Here is a 16,580-nt window from a genome sequence, read left to right on the forward strand (position 1 = left end):
CTGAATTCGCCCGGGTGATTGGAATCCGATCGATTCAGAGTTGTTTCAATATCTCATTTTCAGATTGGTCTTCACGTTCAGCATGGGCAGAGGGTAGAGCAAGCGGTTGCCTCTTTGTGAGGGAGACTTAATAGATAGCCGTATTGATCCCAGCCATGATCCATTGGTTAATGATCTGGGGAGGAGAAACTCCTTCCGAGGCATGAGCGAATGTGATTTCGAATCCCGCTTCAGATAAAGCGTCGATCGCAGCCTGTTCGTCAGGGTTTTGGATCGGATCCAGGAAGAGGATTCTTCCATGGAGTTGATTCGTAATATGCGGCAACCAGTCTGCCCAGTTCTTTGGAAGTGAACGGCAAATCGCACCGGCTGCTTGGATCGTTTCGAATTCCAGTGACTGTTGCAGCACCAGGTGCTGTAGAGCCACGATCGCTCCGTCACCTTCTCCGAACAGGTAGATTTTTTGCGGGTTGATCGCCCAGTCTCTGTCCACAGAGAAAACCGCGTCACGGATTGAGGCCATTGAGGCATCGGGGCGACGAAGTTTCCAGTCGAATCGTCCGGGTAATCCACGCGGATGCGGGAACGAGGCACGAACGCCAAGACCGAGATAATTTTGATCGCTGATCGATGGGAACCAGTTCCACAAATCTCGCTCAGACCGGGACCCATCGTGGAGATAGGTAACCAGTGGATAAGAGTAGGTTTCTGTGAAGTTCTCTGTGATGTAAAGCGAGTAGCTGGAATCGAAGAGGACATCGGTCACACATGTTGAGACCGGATGCTCGACGAAAACTGAACTCGAATGGTTTTCAACGAGCCCCATCGGTTTGACTTTTTGTTGATGGACGTTGTTTTGATCTCGACCGTTGGATCGCTGCCACATTATGAATACCCTCCGTGTGTTTCGATTCGAGAGGAACGAATCGACTCCTTTTCCCTCCCTCCACCAGCTGCGGTCCTGCAGGGGGGATTGAGGCAATTTTTCGAAATGGAAACAGCCGTCCCGGGCATGCGGTGGCCTTCAGGTCACCATGTTTCAAAATCTGTTCTTCTGTAATTCTTAACTGGTACTTCAGCAGGCTGACGAGTTCGCTGACCGCTTTCACCTGAGCAGGTGTGGGGCCATTCTCTTCGAAGTTTCCGACTAAGCAAATGCCGATCCCGAAATTGTTAAATTGTCGATCTCCTGCATGTGCTCCGCTCAATTGGTCACGCCAACGAAACGTCGCCTGAACTTCACCGTCTCCCATGCCGTTTCCATTTCCGATCAGGAAATGGTATCCGATTCCGCGCCACGGGTTGCCTGATGCATCGCGACGCAGTGAATGTTCCTGATCAATGGACTCGACACTCCCAGAGCTCGTTGCTGTATGGTGAATGACGATGTATTTCCAGGTCCGGATCGGTTCATCTGCATCAAGATAGGTCTGTTCTTCGATGACAGGCGAAGCTGAAGAAACCTCCTGCTGTTTCTTCTGGGGCGACTCTGCACATCCACATATTGCCATCAAGTGAATCGCATAAAATGCGACACATGTTGATGTCCGAATATGGTCTGTGCAAGCTGTCATCGTGCTCTCCGTTTGTATTGCCCCACCGAGAGACATGTCAACTTGTGTTGAGAGAATGCCGTCACAATTTCTGAACAATCGGCAGCGATTGCGGCCCGGTTCGTTCCCCTAACCTGAATTCTGTGCAAGGATTACAATGTGGAGATGTAATATCATTCCGTTTTAAGTTTGTCCGAAATAATCGTCCGAATCCTCCATCTGCTGGCCGAGAACGGGCAGAGCCATGATATTGGTATTTGAATTGAACGAAGCGATCGTACTTTGGACCGCGCGACTCGCGCTCATTCTCTATCTTCTGAGAGGATGGGTCGATTTTCGAGGCTGGCGTTCTGGAGATCCACACTATTCTGCCAAGATTGCACGACGGCTTTGGACGGTCGGTTGCTGCTGCTTTCTCGCCCACGTTTTGAGTGCTTTCGCCCTCGTCCACAATTTGAGCCACACAGCTGCGTACGAGCACACGGCTCAGCGAACGGCTGCTGTCATCGGGATTCACTGGGGTGGCGGAATCTATGTGAATCATGCCTTTATGGTTTTCTGGGTGGCGGATGTGGTCCTCTGGTGGGTGAAAGGGCCTGCCTGGGCCTATCGATCAAGACTCTACTATTGGGGAGTTCAGGGGCTGTTCGCATTTATGTTTTTGAACGCCACAATCATCTTTGGTCCACGATACTGGGGGAAGATGACGATTGTGCTGGCTGGAGCCTTCGCAGTCTTGAGTGTTGTGGCTGAATGGCGGCAAAAATTGATGGCCAAAAATGACAACATTTGAGGTGGGGGTAAGTTTTCGGGGAAAGACTCTCCTTACTGATGAGCCTCATCGATGCGAAAACAGACTCAATACCGACACACTGAAACTCGAATCATTTCCCGATTTTCCATCGCGATTCTCGGCTGCACGATCCTCGGCATGGCGATTGGCAAGTCGTTACCGCTTGGCCTGGAAATTCAGGCGTTCTTGGCTGGAGCAATCGCCTTGTTCTTTTACGGCTACGAAGCAAGGAGAGATTTCAAGCTTCGCAAGGAGCAGAGTGAAACGTGTCGCCAACTTGCCGAGATGAGATTGGAGCAGCACACATTTGAACTCATCAGCCGCCAAGGCCGGGCTCACCGCGCGCGGCGATCTTCTGCAAGTGTGAAGTGAACAGCCGTGAACAATCGTGATGAATCTTGGTCGACCAGGATTCTGCGAGATCGAGCGAAAAGCAGGAGGAAGATTCTCATTCGCCCTGAAGCGTGAGGACGAGTTTTCTGGAACCGCCGTGGTTGCGGTGTTCGCATAAGTAGATACCTTGCCACGTCCCCAGGTTGAGCTGTCCGTTTGAAATTGGAATGCTGACGGAACTTCCCATCATCGACGCTTTGACATGTGCGGGCATGTCGTCCGGTCCTTCGCAGGTATGCACATACGGGAAGTTCTCCGGGACGATGGCATTCACTGACGACTCCATATCAACCAGCACATCGGGATCGGCATTCTCATTGATTGTCAACGATGCAGACGTATGCTTGATGAATACATGCAGCAACCCAACGCTGAACTCTCTGAGTTCGGGAATCGCATCCACGACATGTCGAGTGACAATATGAAAACCGCGCGGATAACTCGGAAGTGAAATCTGTTTCTGAATCCAGGGCATTGAATGTGGTCCACGTTTACAAAAGCTCAGTGAGTACAGATTGGTTCTATCAAATACGGTTCAAACTGGTCAAACAGGCGAGATGCTCAATAAGATGAGATTTCACTTCCGTTCTCATGCGTCTGTTCAGCATTGAATAAAGATGGGCAATCTCAAAACGGTTACGAGAAAAAAGATCTCTTTAGAATGTCGTAACTTTCGTCTCCTTCTGGCAGGGGTCTGTGAGGCCAATTCTGTAAATTTTCAGAATGCGATGAAGCAGGTGAGTCTGCGCCGTGAGCAGGGGTTGCTCATCAATTTCATGCGGCTCTTTTTTCTTCCGTCGGTGCTGATTCATCTTTTCTACTTTGGCGTCATGTACGTTTTGGCGTCACTATTGTGCCTTGGTAATTGTTGTTCTCTCAGAAAATGCATCTCTACCCGGTGTCGCAGAGGCTTGGCGAACCGGCATTTCAAATGTCGACGGAAAAAGAGTTGCATCTGTCGCTCGAGGTGTTGCGGCCGATGCCTCGTCTGGCTTTGTCGAAAACCAGAAAGAGTGGATGTCAAAAAGCAGAGTCACGAAACATTGCGACTCGCGACTGACCTGTACATGTTTGCGTGGACAATTGGCTTGTTGTGGTCTTACTTTACGATTTTGCGTGAGTTCACTCTTCAGCCATCGCGCTTTGATGTTCACATCATGTCGGGAGAGACAATCCTCGCTTTGGCGATCCCTGTGATTCGCATGTACGAGGTCTTTTCATCGAACGCCTCACTCCATTTTAAAGCTGTCTACAAAAGGCGAGAGCCGATGCGGGCTTTGGTGAATGTGCTTTGGCACTATGGTGAAGTCGTCATTGCATTCGCTTCTTTCTTCCTGATCGCAATCTGGTCCACAGGCGAAAGCTTTCGGATGCCTCCCCCAGGCGAGTTGTTCCTTCAACCGCTTTATTTCAGTTTTGTGACGATCACGACTCTTGGATATGGCGACTATTCTCCTGAGCAGCCGATCGGGCAATGTCTTGTTGTTTTTGAAGTTTTTCTCGGAATGGTTCTGCTCGTTGTCGTGTTGCAGAAGGTACTTGGGATCGTTGGCAACGAAAAATAGTTTCAAGGCGTCGTGAGTAAGCCCTGTTTTGTTAGGAGGGCTCATCTGTCAAATTTTGTCAGGAACTTACAATTCCTGTGAGGATCTTGTTTTCTCTGAGACTTTCTTCGTGATTTCTGGAACTCTGATCGTTTATCATCGTCTACTCAGGAGGGAATTACCGTTTCTTGAGGGATAAGAGCGATGAGATCATTAGCTTATGCGGTTTGTCTGGTCGCGAGTTCGGCTGGAGCGTTGTTGACTCCCGGGGCTTTGCAGGCACAGGGAGTGCTCGTTATTACGAACGAAAATATTCGACTCCCCCGTCCGACACCGCGCCCGCAGCCGATTTCTTATTCGCTGGATGAAGTGGTCGTCGAAGCGACGCTGAAGAATCAGCTGGCAGATGTGCAGGTCTCGCAAACCTTTCGAAACTCTGGAACGGGGACGATTCAGGCACAGTTCGTGTTCCCTCTTCCATATGATGGAGCGATTGATGCAATGACTCTGCTGGTCAACGGAAAAGAATTGCCTGCGAAGCTGATGAAAGCAGACGAAGCCCGCGATCGGTATCAGTCAATTGTTCGCTCTCAGAAAGATCCCGCTCTACTTGAATGGGTCGGCACGGGCATGTTTCAAACAAGCGTCTTTCCCATCCCGGCAGGGGAGTCCAGAACTGTTTCGATTCATTACAGCCAACTTCTTCGCAAAGATCATGAGTTGACGGAATTCCTGTTCCCTCTCAGCACAGCGAAATACACATCGACTTCGGTCAAGAAAGTACGTGTCCAACTCGCAATCGAAAGTGACACGAACATCAAGAACATTTACAGCCCGACTCACGATGTGAGCATTCAACGTCCCACCGGGAAAAGGGCAACTGTCAAGTATGAGAAACAGAACATCGTCCCGAGCTCGGACTTCAGATTGTTTTATGACGCAAAGCCGGGGGATGTCAGTGCGAGGTTGTTGACCTATCGCCCAGAGAGGGATGAGGATGGCTATTTCCTGCTTCTGGCGACGCCGGAAATCAAAGCGGATAAAGATAAGAAGCAGTCGAAGACAGTCATCTTCGTTGTCGACAAATCAGGCAGCATGGCCGGGAAGAAAATCGAGCAGGCTCGTGACGCAGCCAAGTTTATTCTCAATAACCTGCATGAGGGAGATCTCTTTAACATCGTCTCTTACGACAGCAAGGTGCAATCGTTTTTGCCTGAGTTGGAGGTCTTCGACAAACGTTCGCGTCAAGAGGCCCTGGCGTATGTGGATTCTCTTTTTGCTGGCGGTGGAACAAACATTCATGAGGCACTGACTACGGCGCTCTCTGGGTTGCAAGACAAATCACAACCGAGCTACGTCCTGTTTATGACTGACGGGCGACCAACCTCAGGTGAGACCAAAGAAGCTTTGATCGCAGAGGCTGCCCGCCAGGCAAACGGGGTCCGTGCTCGCGTGATGAGTTTCGGTGTAGGGTACGATGTGAACAGTCGTCTGCTGGACCGGATCTCGAGTGACCATCATGGCCTGAGTGAATATGTTCGGCCTGATCAGGATATCGAAGAGCATGTTGCGAAGGTCTTCAATCGCATCAGTTCGCCAGTGATGACGAATGTGAAGATCTCTTACGAGTTCGATAAGTCCAAGCCGGGAAAACCGGTCAATCGGGTTTATCCAGGTGGAGATGTTGACCTGTTCGAAGGAGAACAGCTGGTGATCGTGGGCCGCTATCGAGAGTTTGGGGCTGCCAAAATTCAACTGACGGGAACTGTTCAAGAGAAAGAGGAGACGCTGAGTTTCGAGGGCAAATTCACCAAGAAGGTTGGAAATTCATCGAATTCGTTTATCGAAAAGCTCTGGGCAACGCGGCGGATTGGGGAGATCATCGATGAACTCGATCTCAAAGGGAAGAACGAAGAACTCGTCAATGAACTGGTGATGCTCTCGACGAAACATGGCATTCTTACGCCGTACACTTCATTTCTGGCTGATGAAACGGTCCGGCCAGAATTGGCCTCGAGCAGTAACCGCAGACTGACGACTTCAAATTTGAGTGATTTGGAAGAGGCTGAGGGACGTGGAGGATTCCTGCAGCGAGGGATCAAGCAACGATTCAAAAACGCAAATAACTCTGCTTCCGACGCTTCTGAGTCGCTGCGAACTCTTGACGAATTCAAATCCCGACCTGCCTCCGGAGGAACGTTATCGGGGCCGGCCCCCGGACGTTCATTGTCTCGACAGCAGCCTTCGAGCCCGTTACCTCCGAGCGGCGGCGGTGCTGGATTTGGCAGTAGCGCTCAAGTGAATAGCCCAACTTCTGAAACAGCACCTGTGGACTATCAAAAAATCGTTCGCAAGGCAGGGACGCAAACTGTCTACAAACGTGGCAAGTTGCTGGTGACTCCGGAAACGGCTTCACTCGACCTGGAGAAGGAAGAAGACAAAGCCAAGGTCATCGAGATCAAACGTTATTCGAAAGAGTACTTCGAACTGACCGATGCCAACAGCACCGCAGAAAACGAAGTGCTGACGCTTCAGGAAGAGGACGAAGAATTACTCGTCAAATTCCGCGGGAAGATTTACCTCATCAAGTGATGGGGCTTGATCTGAAAGATCCACCATCTGTGGCGAATCGAGCAACTATGAATTCCAGTGATTTCAACCTTCATCCTCAGCTTGTGGCTGACTGTCATTTATTGGGGCAGTTCAAAGAATGCATTGTGCTGCTGCATCGGAATGCGGTTGTTCCGTGGTTCATTCTTGTTCCGGTAACTGATGCAGTTGATCTTCTCGATTTGCCGACCTCGCAGTTGGGGCGAGTGATGGAAGAGTGCTCAGAGATCGGGAAGTTCGTCCGTGATCATTTTGGTTCTCCCAAGTTGAATTTCGGTGCGATCGGGAATCTCGTTCCACAAATGCACTTGCATGTCATTGGGCGGTCACCGGATGATTCGTGTTGGCCAAGCCCTGTCTGGGGGAATTTGAGCGAGTCCAGAGATTACGATGTGAATGCAATTGCCGAAATTACGCACGCTTTGGATTCTCGATTCGGCTTAAGGGGCTGATCACTTCTTTGCTGCTCACTGCACTGGTTGAGTCTGTTTGAGACTCCCGTCTCTGCAGTGAGGCGATTAGAGCAGTTTGCTCTACCGTTTGCCCGTGAAGAACGCATTTCTCTAGCAAAAATGATGTTCGCCACGAGGCAGAACCTGCAAACCACTTCGAAAGATGCTTTAGAAATTTTCTTTTTTCATTTCTTTTGATCGTGAAATCTTTGATCCGTTATGATTTTCTCGCCGTTGACGAAGGTATATCAAAGTGATATCACTATGTTATCACTCTTTCGCAAGCGTTTTCTGGGTAGGAATCACTGCAATGATCAAAGAAAAAATGTTCAAACCGAATCCGGGCTGGGGGATGTTGGTGGCAGTCTTTGCCTTGTTTTTTGGAGGAGTGGGGCTGATCATCTGGAATGCGAATCAGTACAGCGTCATCGTTCCATTGATATTTGTTGGTATCGGAATGATGCTGCTCGCGTTCATCTCCCTGTTTGGGTTTCTTGCAGTCGCTCCCAATGATTCGCGGGTCTTGCTTTTGTTCGGCGATTACAAAGGAACTGTGCGAAGTTCCGGATTCTTTTGGGTGAATCCATTTTACTCCAAGAAAAAACTCTCCTTGAGAGTGCGTAACTTTGAGACTGGTTCGAGCCAGGGACATGACAAGAAAAACGACGCAGGAATGGTGATTGAAAAGGGAAGGCGTTCAGGCGGAAAGCCTTCGAAGGTCAATGACCGTGATGGAAACCCGATTGATATCTCAGCGGTCGTTGTCTGGAGAGTGACTGATACCGCTGAGGCGTTGTTTGAAGTTGATGACTTCGAAAATTACGTTGAAGTTCAGAGTGAAGCTGCCTTGCGAGTTCTGGCGAGTCGGCACCCGTACGATAGTGAAGATCATGAAATTTCACTTCGAGGAAGCACCTCTGAAGTATGCGATCAGTTGCAAACTGATATTCAGGAGCGTTTGGATCAGGCAGGCGTGGAAGTGATTGAAGCTCGCATCAGTCACTTAGCGTACTCACCTGAAATCGCCGCTGCGATGTTGCAACGTCAACAGGCTCAGGCCGTCGTGGCAGCTCGTACTCAAATTGTTGCCGGTGCAGTCGGAATGGTCGAAATGGCACTCGAACATCTTGAAAAAGACAAGATTATCGAGCTGGATGATGAACGGAAAGCGTCGATGGTTTCCAATCTGCTTGTCGTTTTGTGTAGTGATCGGCATACACAACCGGTGATCAATACAGGTTCGCTCTACAATTAATCTTGTTTGATTCCGTCAGGTTGGGCAGTGAGGAATGGCGGGCTCAACTCTTTTGTGAACGCAATGGACTCAGTGGTTTTTCATGACGCGTGAATCGTTTCTCCTTCGGACTGATCCAAAAATTTTGGACGCATTGCGTCAATGGGCGGATGATGAACTGCGCAGCTCGAATGCTCAACTTGACTTTCTTCTGCGAGATGCATTACGCAAAGCAGGACGGTTGCCTCAAGAGAAAAAACCTCCGAAGAAGAAGTCCTGAAATCGAATCGATCGTGTTCAGGAATTGGTTTGTAGGCTACTCGCCGGAAAGATTGATCGGAAACTTCTTACACAATAGTTGAGGGATGCAAGCTGGAAGAGAGACAGGAAAAAACGGAATGAAGTCTCTTTGAGATCACTGAGAAAGTCACCGTGTCGATTTGTTTCATCCCCGCTATTCATGTTCTTGATTTTTCAACATGCGAAGACTCTTTCGGTTCTCAAGTTTGGAGCTCTCTTCGTTGCCGCTGACCAATTGTGGGTGAGTCAGAATGAATTCCGGAATCTAAATCATGTGTTCAAAAAAATCCTCTTCAAGTCGCGTGACAAATGGCCATGAGTATGGTTAGCATGCTCGCTAAGGACGGAGTCGCCTTGAGCCATGGAGGGATCTTTTTATGTCTCAGGAAATTTATCATCCCGGTTTACGAGGGGTGATCGCTGGTGAGACAGAAATCTGTCGTCTTGAAGATGGAATTCAATACCGTGGATACTGCCTCCACGACTTAGCTGAAGGTGCGACTTTTCTTGAAGTTGCTTACTTACTTCTGTTCGATGAGCTTCCCTCAGAAGAACAATACGCAGATTTTCTGAGCATCTTGGCTGAAGAGCAAAAGCTCCCCAGCATCATTGAAGAAGTCTTCGAGAGAATTCCTGTCCACGTACCTCCGTTGGAAGTACTGCGTACGGGAGTTGGCCTGCTGAGCCATTTCGATCCGCAGTCGAGTGAAAACTTGATGCTTGCCGGGCATGATCAAACCATTCGCTTGCTGGCCCGATTACCACTGGTGATTGGAGCATGGCATCGACTCAGACTCGGTTTGCCGGTCCTCGCTGCCAAGCAGGAACTCAGTTACATCGGCAATATGTATTACTTGCTCACTGGGAATGTTCCCAACGCACTGTTTGAGCGTGCTTTGGAAGTTGCATTCATCACGTGTGCTGAGCATGAATTTAATCCGTCGACCTATGTCGCAAGAATCGTCGGGTCGACGCGCAGCAATCAATACGGTCCGATTCTGGCTGCGATGGATGCGTTTATCGGGACGTCGCATGGTGGTGGTGATGATCATCCACTCGATGTTCTTGATGAAGTCGGTTGCCCGGAGAACGCGCAAGCCTGGGTGGAAGGTCTCAATCCGGAAACTCCAATTCCCGGGTTCGGTCATCCTGTCTACAAGGACTGCGACCCTCGCGCGACGATTCTGGAATCCGAATGTGAGCGTCTGGCGAGTGCGTGTCAGCGCATGGACATGGAAACACTTGCCGATTCAATCGAACAAGCTGTCTGGAACGTTCGTAAAACTCCACCGAATGTCGATTGGCCGTTGTGTCGGCTGCTCTCCTATCTTGGCGTGGAGCGAGACCTGTTTCGGTCATTATTCGCAGCAGCACGGATCGCCGGTTGGAGTGCCCATGCTGTCGAACAGTGCGAAACAAACGAAGTGATTCGTCCTCGTGCTCGCTATCGCGGCGCCGAAGATTGTCACTTCGAGCCACTGCGACATCGATCTGAGTAAAACCAGCCTGTGAAGATCACTTTCACGACTGCATGGGCTGAGCGTTGCGAGGGAGTCAATCCAAACCCATTTTGGAACGGCGTTTGATCTCAATGGCTGCGATCTTGAGTGGCTGCGATCTTAATGGTCGCAATCGTGCTTTGTATGCCGAGTCTTTTCCCCTGCGTTTTGTTTGGCTTGATTCAATTTCAACGTCGGCGATTCACCGAACAGTTCGGAGCGGGTTGCACACTTGAAGTGTGCAGCTAAACTGGAACGAGATCGATCAATTCATCCTTTGGAGTGCCAATATGCTTCCGTGTTTCAAGCTCGATGCGCTAGTCGCCTGCTTTGTCCTGATCGCTACAACATCGGTTTCGATTGGTGGTGAAACTGTCGACCTGTTCAACGGGAAAAATTTCGATGGATGGGTGCAACATGGCGGCAAGGCGGAGTACACAATCGAAGGTGATGTGATCGTAGGAACGTCCGTTCCGGATACCCCAAACAGCTTTCTCTGTACAGAAAAGCATTACGGCGACTTCATTCTGGAAGTCGAATTTAAAGTCGATCCCGGACTCAATTCGGGGGTTCAAATTCGCAGCAACGTGTACGACGAAGATCGTGAAGTTGAAACAAAATCTTCAGACGGGAAGACTCGAAAAAGAAAAGTCGCAGCTGGTCGTGTCCATGGATACCAGGTTGAGATTGACCCATCTCCAAGAGCCTGGTCGGGTGGGATTTACGATGAAGGACGGCGTGGTTGGCTGAACAATCTCGAAGGTGAAAAGAACAAACCTGCGCGGGAAGCATTCAAGCAAAACGAGTGGAATCATTACAAAGTCGCAGCCATCGGAGACTCGATCAAAACGTGGATCAATGGCGTTCCAGCTGCGGATCTGAAAGATGATATGACCCCCTCTGGTTTCATTGCATTGCAAGTTCATGGAATTGGTAAAGATCAACAAAAAGTCGGAAAGCAGATTCGTTGGCGGAATATCAAGCTGCAAGAAGTGAAGATCGCAAAAGCTGACAAGCAAAAAGAGGGCAAGCAGTACGTTGAATACAAAGGCAAAGCGGGACCGGGGAAGGGGAAAAAGGTTGTTCTGATCGCGGGTGATGAAGAGTACCGGTCGGAAGAAGTCCTCCCGCAACTCGGGAAAATTCTTTCACAACGACACGGATTTGACTGCCGCGTTGTCTTTCCCATTGATCCAGAGTCCGGACGGATTGATCCGAATTACGGAAAGAACATCCCTGGGCTGGAAGCTCTCGAAGATGCGGACTTGATGATCATTTTAACTCGTTTCCGCGCATTGCCGGATGACCAGATGCAATACATCGATAACTATCTGAAGAGCGGGAAGCCTGTCATCGGGATGCGCACGTCGACACATGCCTTCAACTTTCCCAAAGAGAGCAAGTGGGCACACTACGGCAACTACTACAATGGAGAGATGAAAGAGTGGCAAGATGGTTTCGGACGTCTTGTTCTAGGCGAACACTGGATTAGTCACCACGGAAAACACAAAGTTCAAAGTACTCGAGGAGTGATCGTTGAGGAACAAAAAGATCACCCAATACTGCAAGGTGTTGGAAAGATCTGGGGGCCAACCGACGTCTATGGTGTACGACTCCCTCTCCCGGGGGACTCTCAACCGCTCGTACTTGGACAAGTCGTCAATCGCAAAGGAGATGCCGAGGAAGGTGACCCACTCTACGGAATGCGAGAGACAGATACCGAGCCCGACAAGAGTAAAAACTCACCCATGATGCCAGTCGTATGGACGAAAACATACGAGCTTCCCCACGGCAAAAAAGGAAAAGTTGTCAACACCACGATGGGCTCATCAACTGATTTTCTCAACGAAGGTGTACGTCGCATTCTTGTGAATGCCGCGTACTCTCTCACAGGTTTGGAAAACGAAATTCCAGAGACCGGAACAAACGTTGATATCGTCGGTGAGTTTGAACCGACAGCTTATGAATTTCGCCGTGGCGACTATTGGCCCAAACGTAACATGCGTGTTGAGGAACATGAACTCAACTGAGTTCGCTCACTGATAACACAGGAAAAACTCTCTGCTCAAGTTGAGGAGAGAGTTTTTTTGTGCTCTGAACTCTCGCATTTTTTGAATTGTCATTCGCGATCTGCCTCGCAGCGTGGAGCCTGCGGTATTGAGTAAGCGATCTTCATAGCTACGAATACACTTACACTGTAAATGCTTGAGTTCAAGCTTCCGGGGGAACTCCCAGAGACTTACCGCCGTCGATGGTTACGGAAGTTCCGGTCACCATTTCTGCAGCGTCGCTGACGAGATACAGAATCGACTGCGCGATCTCGTCTGGACTGATCATGCGATCCAATGCGCGAGCTAAGGGACTGGCGTAGATAAACTTTCGGACTGCTGCTTCTCGGTCGGAAAATTCGCGGAGTCCTTCTTCCATGATCTCGGTCTCTCCGACTGGTCCGGGACAAACGCAATTCACGCGAATGCGATCTTTGGAATGGCATAATGCCAGACTGTGCGTGATTCCCACGACTGATTGCTTGCTGATGGAATAGACCGGGTCGTGTGCCCTGGGCAGGATTCCGGCATTGCTGGCCGTGTTGACGATGCTTCCACCGCCGACTTTCCGCATGTGAGGAATAGCGAATTTCGTCCCGAAGAAGACGGCTTTCACGTTTGTGTCGATGCAGCGATCCCAGTCTTCCTCTGAGACGTCATCGATTTGTTTCACCATGATAATCCCCGCATTATTAACGAGAATATCCAGCCGACCGGTGGCACTCACAGCACCGTCGATGAGAGACCTTAGCTGGTCGAGATTTGTCACATCGCAAACCTGTTCATGGATTCCCAGCGACTGAAATTCTGCTGTGGTCTCGTCGCGAAGCTGGACATCGCCAGTGAATACGTTGGCTCCGGCTTTGGCAAGACGAATTGCTGTCGCCTTTCCTATTCCGCTACTTGCTCCAGTGACAACAGCGGTTCGATTTGAGAGATCAATGTTCATGTTGAGATTCCAAGGATGAGTTCATTCTCCATACGATGAAATTTTGAGGAGAATTGAAGTCTCTGGCGAGAGGATGTGCAGGTGGCTGCGCGCTGTCTTATCGGGCGGTCCAGCCACCATCGACGGTGACCATGCTGCCGGTCATGTAACTGGATGCATTGCTGGCGAGGAACAGGGCTGCGCCCTGAATTTCCTCCATCCTGCCCCAACGATTCAAGGCGACTGCCCCTACGATGAATTTCTTGGCCTCTTCAGAATCGGCAATCGGTTCGTTCATAGGGGTAAGGAATGGACCAGGACAAATGGCATTGCATGTCACTCCGAAATCAGCAAGTTCGAGTCCCAAGCCACGTGTCATTTGCACGACAGCCCCTTTGCTCGATGTGTAAGGTGTTCGGTTCGCTAAACCGACCAATCCCAATGTGCTTGCCAGGTTGATGATTCGTCCGTACTGGGCTTTCTTCATGTGGGGGATGACAGCTTTGTTGCAAATCCAGGTTCCGGTGACGTTTGTTTCCTGAACCTCTCTGAACTGTTCAAGTGTCACGTCTTCGATTGATCCACGAATGTTGATTCCAGCACTGTTGATGAGAACGTCGATGCGATTTTGATCGCGAATCGTCTGATCGACGACAGCTTGGATCTCTTGCGATTTCGTGACATTGGCTCCGAATCCGATTGCTTCGGCTCCATACTCGTTGCGAATCTGCTCGGCTGCTGCTTGTGCTTCAGCTTCATTTCGACTCACGAGGACAACGCTTGCTCCTGCACTGGCAAGTCCTTCTGCCATCGCCTTGCCTAAGCCTTTCGATCCGCCAGTGATGATGGCGACACGGCCAGTCATATCAAAGAGCTTGATTCCGGGTAACATTTTCTCTCCAGTTACACAAAGTTGACAAGGGGGTTCTCGACAAACCTGATACGATCAACGATTCTTCACTCGTTGAGCGTCCTCCATTTCGTAGTTGATGACCTGAAGCAAATCTGCGCAAACGAACATACGAAGATTGTATTGTCTGGTGCGATGCTCAGCGTACCTTTTTGCGACTTTGAGAACCAATTTCTTGTGACGAACTTCAAACCAGAAAAGCCTGAAATGTCGACGGCTCCCGCCTGGGTTCAGTCGGTTGCGTATGTCGTTACGTTTGGGGCATTGATGTGGTTCGAGTTACCGGTCTGGCTGGATGAACAGACACGAGTCGAACGCCTCAACGGCTGGATGTCGGGGAATGATCCTGACTGGTTTCCGTTCATCCCATTCTTAGTGCTCTTTCCGTTTTGCTGGATTGGGTTTCGTCGCCGAACGGATGCATCAGGGCTGAAAGAAAAGAAACGCTGGTTGGCAGAGTCGCCGGTCTCGGAGAATCGTTCTCCACTCCGAGCATGGTCGATGGCGCTGGTTGTCTTCATCGTCGCTTTCGGGATGAGTTGGAACGTCGGCAAAAAGTTCGATGGACTGCCACCTGCCTATCATGATGAATACAGCTATTTAATTCAGGCCGAGACATTCGCAAACTGGCGTTGGTCTTCTCCAAGCTTTCAGCCGATGCCGGAACTTTTTGACCAGATGCATGTCTTGAATGAAGGCAAGTTTGCGAGTCGATACTTTCCCGGAACCGGACTGTGGATTGCCCCGTTTTTTGCACTGGGGCTTCCATGGCTGGGGCACCAACTGGCTCAGGGCTTCGCAGCGATGATGCTCTTCTGGAGTGGTCGAGAACTCTCCAACAGTGGAACCGGACTTCTCGCCGGACTGTTGTTTGCTCTCTCGCCCGGTCTACTTCTTTTCAGCAATCTTCTGTTAGCTCACCATCCGACACTCATCGGTCTCACTCTCTTTTTATGGGCTTTCTTGCGAATGATGCGGACCAATTCAGTTCTGGCTACGTTGCTTGCCGGGCTTGGGCTTGCGTTCGCAATGGTCTGCCGACCGATGACGGCCGCCGGATTCGCTTTGCCGTTTGGAGTCTGCTTCGTCTGGTGGGGAGTCACAGGTTGCTGGCCTTTTATGCGGATACAAAACTCTGCAGCTATAATGAAATCACCTGTAAGACGGTGTGGGCGTCTCGTCGTGATGGGAGTCCCGCTGGTTCTCGGCTTCGTGCTGATATTCGTTCAGAATCTGGCAATTACAGGAAGCGCTTTCAAAACTCCGTATCAGGTTTATACAGAGACCTACACTCCGCGACATGTTTACGGATTCAACAACGTCGAAAGAGGTGAACAGAATCTCGGACCGAAGGTGATCGACAACTATGATCGCTGGGCTAAAAATCTGACACCTGAACTCGCTCTTGCAAATGTTCAAACCCGTATTCTCAATAGCTGGCGATGGACCTTGGGAGTGGTCCCTTTGTTAGCTGCCGGTCTGATATTTTTGTTGACTCTTCGTGCTGGCGATCATCGCTGGGGGCTGATTGGTCTTGCGGTTCTCAGTCTGCATCTGGCACACATTCCGTACTGGTTCGACGGCATCATGGGATGGCATTATGTTTTCGAAACCGCTCCGCTCTGGCTTTTGATCTTCGCTGAAGTGACCCGCCGCCTCTTTGTCCAATGGAACGTTTCAGGTCGGTGGATGATGAAGCGGTGCTGGGGGCTGTTCATAGCTGTTGCAGTTTCCACCAACCTCTGGACAATCGAACCTGTTTGGCCAGCACGATTGGATCGCGGAGTCGCTGAGCTGAAATTTCCCCGTCAGTTGTACCAGAGCTTTCATGATCAAATTGAAACATTGCGAAATGGAAAAAATGTGGTTGTCTTCGTTGTTCCAGATGAGGCGGATCGAAGTATGGACTTCGTAACCAACTCAGCTCAACTGGATGGTCCCGTTCTTGTCGCAAGACTCAAAGACCGTAAACAACTCAGCGAGGTCGCCCTGTTGTTCCCCGAACGTTTCGTGCTGATCTTTGATGCAAAGACGCGGCAGTTTGAAGTCCCGGTGCTCAAGCCTGCTGCGAAGAAATAGACTTTCTACGGATGAAATTCGTAACGAATAAATACTTTGCTGGATCTGTTTATTTCATGACTAGAGCATCTTTCGAATTGGTTTGCAGGCTCTGCCTCGTGGCGAACAGCATTTTCACTAGCGAAATGCGTTCTTCACGGGCACACGGTAGAGCAAACTGCTCTCGGAAACTGAGATTGAGGCAGAAATGAAAATACTGCGTTGATGACAACATTCTCGATCATTTTAAGAAAGCGT

General features: G+C 50.0%; 14 protein-coding genes. 9 read left to right on the forward strand and 5 right to left on the reverse strand.

The window, feature by feature from the left end; translation table 11 throughout:
* Positions 1-127 precede the first annotated feature (127 nt).
* Positions 128-886 carry a hypothetical protein gene (locus ACN0YR_RS14145; protein ID WP_417849889.1) on the reverse strand — a complete coding sequence of 253 codons (759 nt, stop codon included), beginning with the start codon at positions 884-886 and terminating at the stop codon, positions 128-130.
* A complete protein-coding gene (locus tag ACN0YR_RS14150) occupies positions 813-1,574 on the reverse strand; it encodes a peptidoglycan recognition family protein (protein WP_417849890.1) in 762 nt (253 codons plus the stop codon). Before ACN0YR_RS14150 ends, ACN0YR_RS14145 begins: the two co-directional genes overlap by 74 nt.
* Before the next feature lie 223 nt (positions 1,575-1,797).
* Here ACN0YR_RS14150 and ACN0YR_RS14155 point away from each other — a divergent pair, with 223 nt between their 5' ends.
* Together ACN0YR_RS14155 and ACN0YR_RS14160 are read left to right on the forward strand one after the other, a co-directional pair.
* On the forward strand, positions 1,798-2,346 hold the full coding sequence (locus tag ACN0YR_RS14155; RefSeq protein WP_417849891.1) for a hypothetical protein: 549 nt from the start codon (positions 1,798-1,800) through the stop codon (positions 2,344-2,346).
* 51 nt (positions 2,347-2,397) lie between these two features.
* Positions 2,398-2,718, forward strand: a complete 321-nt coding sequence (locus ACN0YR_RS14160) for a hypothetical protein (RefSeq protein WP_417849892.1) — start codon at positions 2,398-2,400, stop codon at positions 2,716-2,718.
* Positions 2,719-2,794: 76 nt separating this feature from the next.
* Here ACN0YR_RS14160 and ACN0YR_RS14165 read toward each other — a convergent pair whose 3' ends face one another.
* A complete protein-coding gene (locus tag ACN0YR_RS14165; RefSeq protein ID WP_417849893.1) occupies positions 2,795-3,214 on the reverse strand; it encodes a secondary thiamine-phosphate synthase enzyme YjbQ in 420 nt (139 codons plus the stop codon).
* Between the two features lie 538 nt (positions 3,215-3,752).
* Between ACN0YR_RS14165 and ACN0YR_RS14170 the strand changes: the two genes are divergently transcribed.
* From ACN0YR_RS14170 to ACN0YR_RS14195, 6 genes are all read left to right on the forward strand, one after another.
* Positions 3,753-4,304 (forward strand): potassium channel family protein, encoded by a 552-nt coding sequence (locus tag ACN0YR_RS14170; RefSeq protein WP_417849894.1) that lies wholly within the window; start codon positions 3,753-3,755, stop codon positions 4,302-4,304.
* Positions 4,305-4,487: 183 nt separating this feature from the next.
* Complete coding sequence (locus tag ACN0YR_RS14175; protein ID WP_417849895.1) at positions 4,488-6,875, forward strand: VIT domain-containing protein; 2,388 nt, start codon at positions 4,488-4,490, stop codon at positions 6,873-6,875.
* Positions 6,876-6,922: 47 nt separating this feature from the next.
* Positions 6,923-7,345: an HIT domain-containing protein gene (locus ACN0YR_RS14180; protein WP_417849896.1), complete on the forward strand. Its 423-nt coding sequence runs from the start codon at positions 6,923-6,925 to the stop codon at positions 7,343-7,345.
* 310 nt (positions 7,346-7,655) lie between these two features.
* Positions 7,656-8,600 carry an SPFH domain-containing protein gene (locus tag ACN0YR_RS14185; protein WP_417849897.1) on the forward strand — a complete coding sequence of 315 codons (945 nt, stop codon included), beginning with the start codon at positions 7,656-7,658 and terminating at the stop codon, positions 8,598-8,600.
* Positions 8,601-9,256: 656 nt separating this feature from the next.
* Complete coding sequence (locus ACN0YR_RS14190; protein ID WP_417849898.1) at positions 9,257-10,378, forward strand: citrate/2-methylcitrate synthase; 1,122 nt, start codon at positions 9,257-9,259, stop codon at positions 10,376-10,378.
* Between the two features lie 290 nt (positions 10,379-10,668).
* Complete coding sequence (locus tag ACN0YR_RS14195; protein ID WP_417849899.1) at positions 10,669-12,408, forward strand: family 16 glycoside hydrolase; 1,740 nt, start codon at positions 10,669-10,671, stop codon at positions 12,406-12,408.
* Positions 12,409-12,589: 181 nt separating this feature from the next.
* On the opposite strand, the gene ACN0YR_RS14200 is transcribed toward ACN0YR_RS14195, so the two are convergent.
* Both ACN0YR_RS14200 and ACN0YR_RS14205 read right to left on the reverse strand, forming a co-directional pair.
* A complete protein-coding gene (locus ACN0YR_RS14200) occupies positions 12,590-13,375 on the reverse strand; it encodes an SDR family NAD(P)-dependent oxidoreductase (protein ID WP_417849900.1) in 786 nt (261 codons plus the stop codon).
* Positions 13,376-13,472: 97 nt separating this feature from the next.
* Complete coding sequence (locus ACN0YR_RS14205) at positions 13,473-14,246, reverse strand: SDR family NAD(P)-dependent oxidoreductase (protein WP_417849901.1); 774 nt, start codon at positions 14,244-14,246, stop codon at positions 13,473-13,475.
* Between the two features lie 225 nt (positions 14,247-14,471).
* Here ACN0YR_RS14205 and ACN0YR_RS14210 point away from each other — a divergent pair, with 225 nt between their 5' ends.
* A complete protein-coding gene (locus tag ACN0YR_RS14210) occupies positions 14,472-16,343 on the forward strand; it encodes a hypothetical protein (protein WP_417849902.1) in 1,872 nt (623 codons plus the stop codon).
* Positions 16,344-16,580 lie beyond the last annotated feature (237 nt).

Origin of the sequence: Thalassoglobus sp., from assembly GCF_048270125.1 — a bacterium.
Taxonomy (GTDB): domain Bacteria; phylum Planctomycetota; class Planctomycetia; order Planctomycetales; family Planctomycetaceae; genus Thalassoglobus.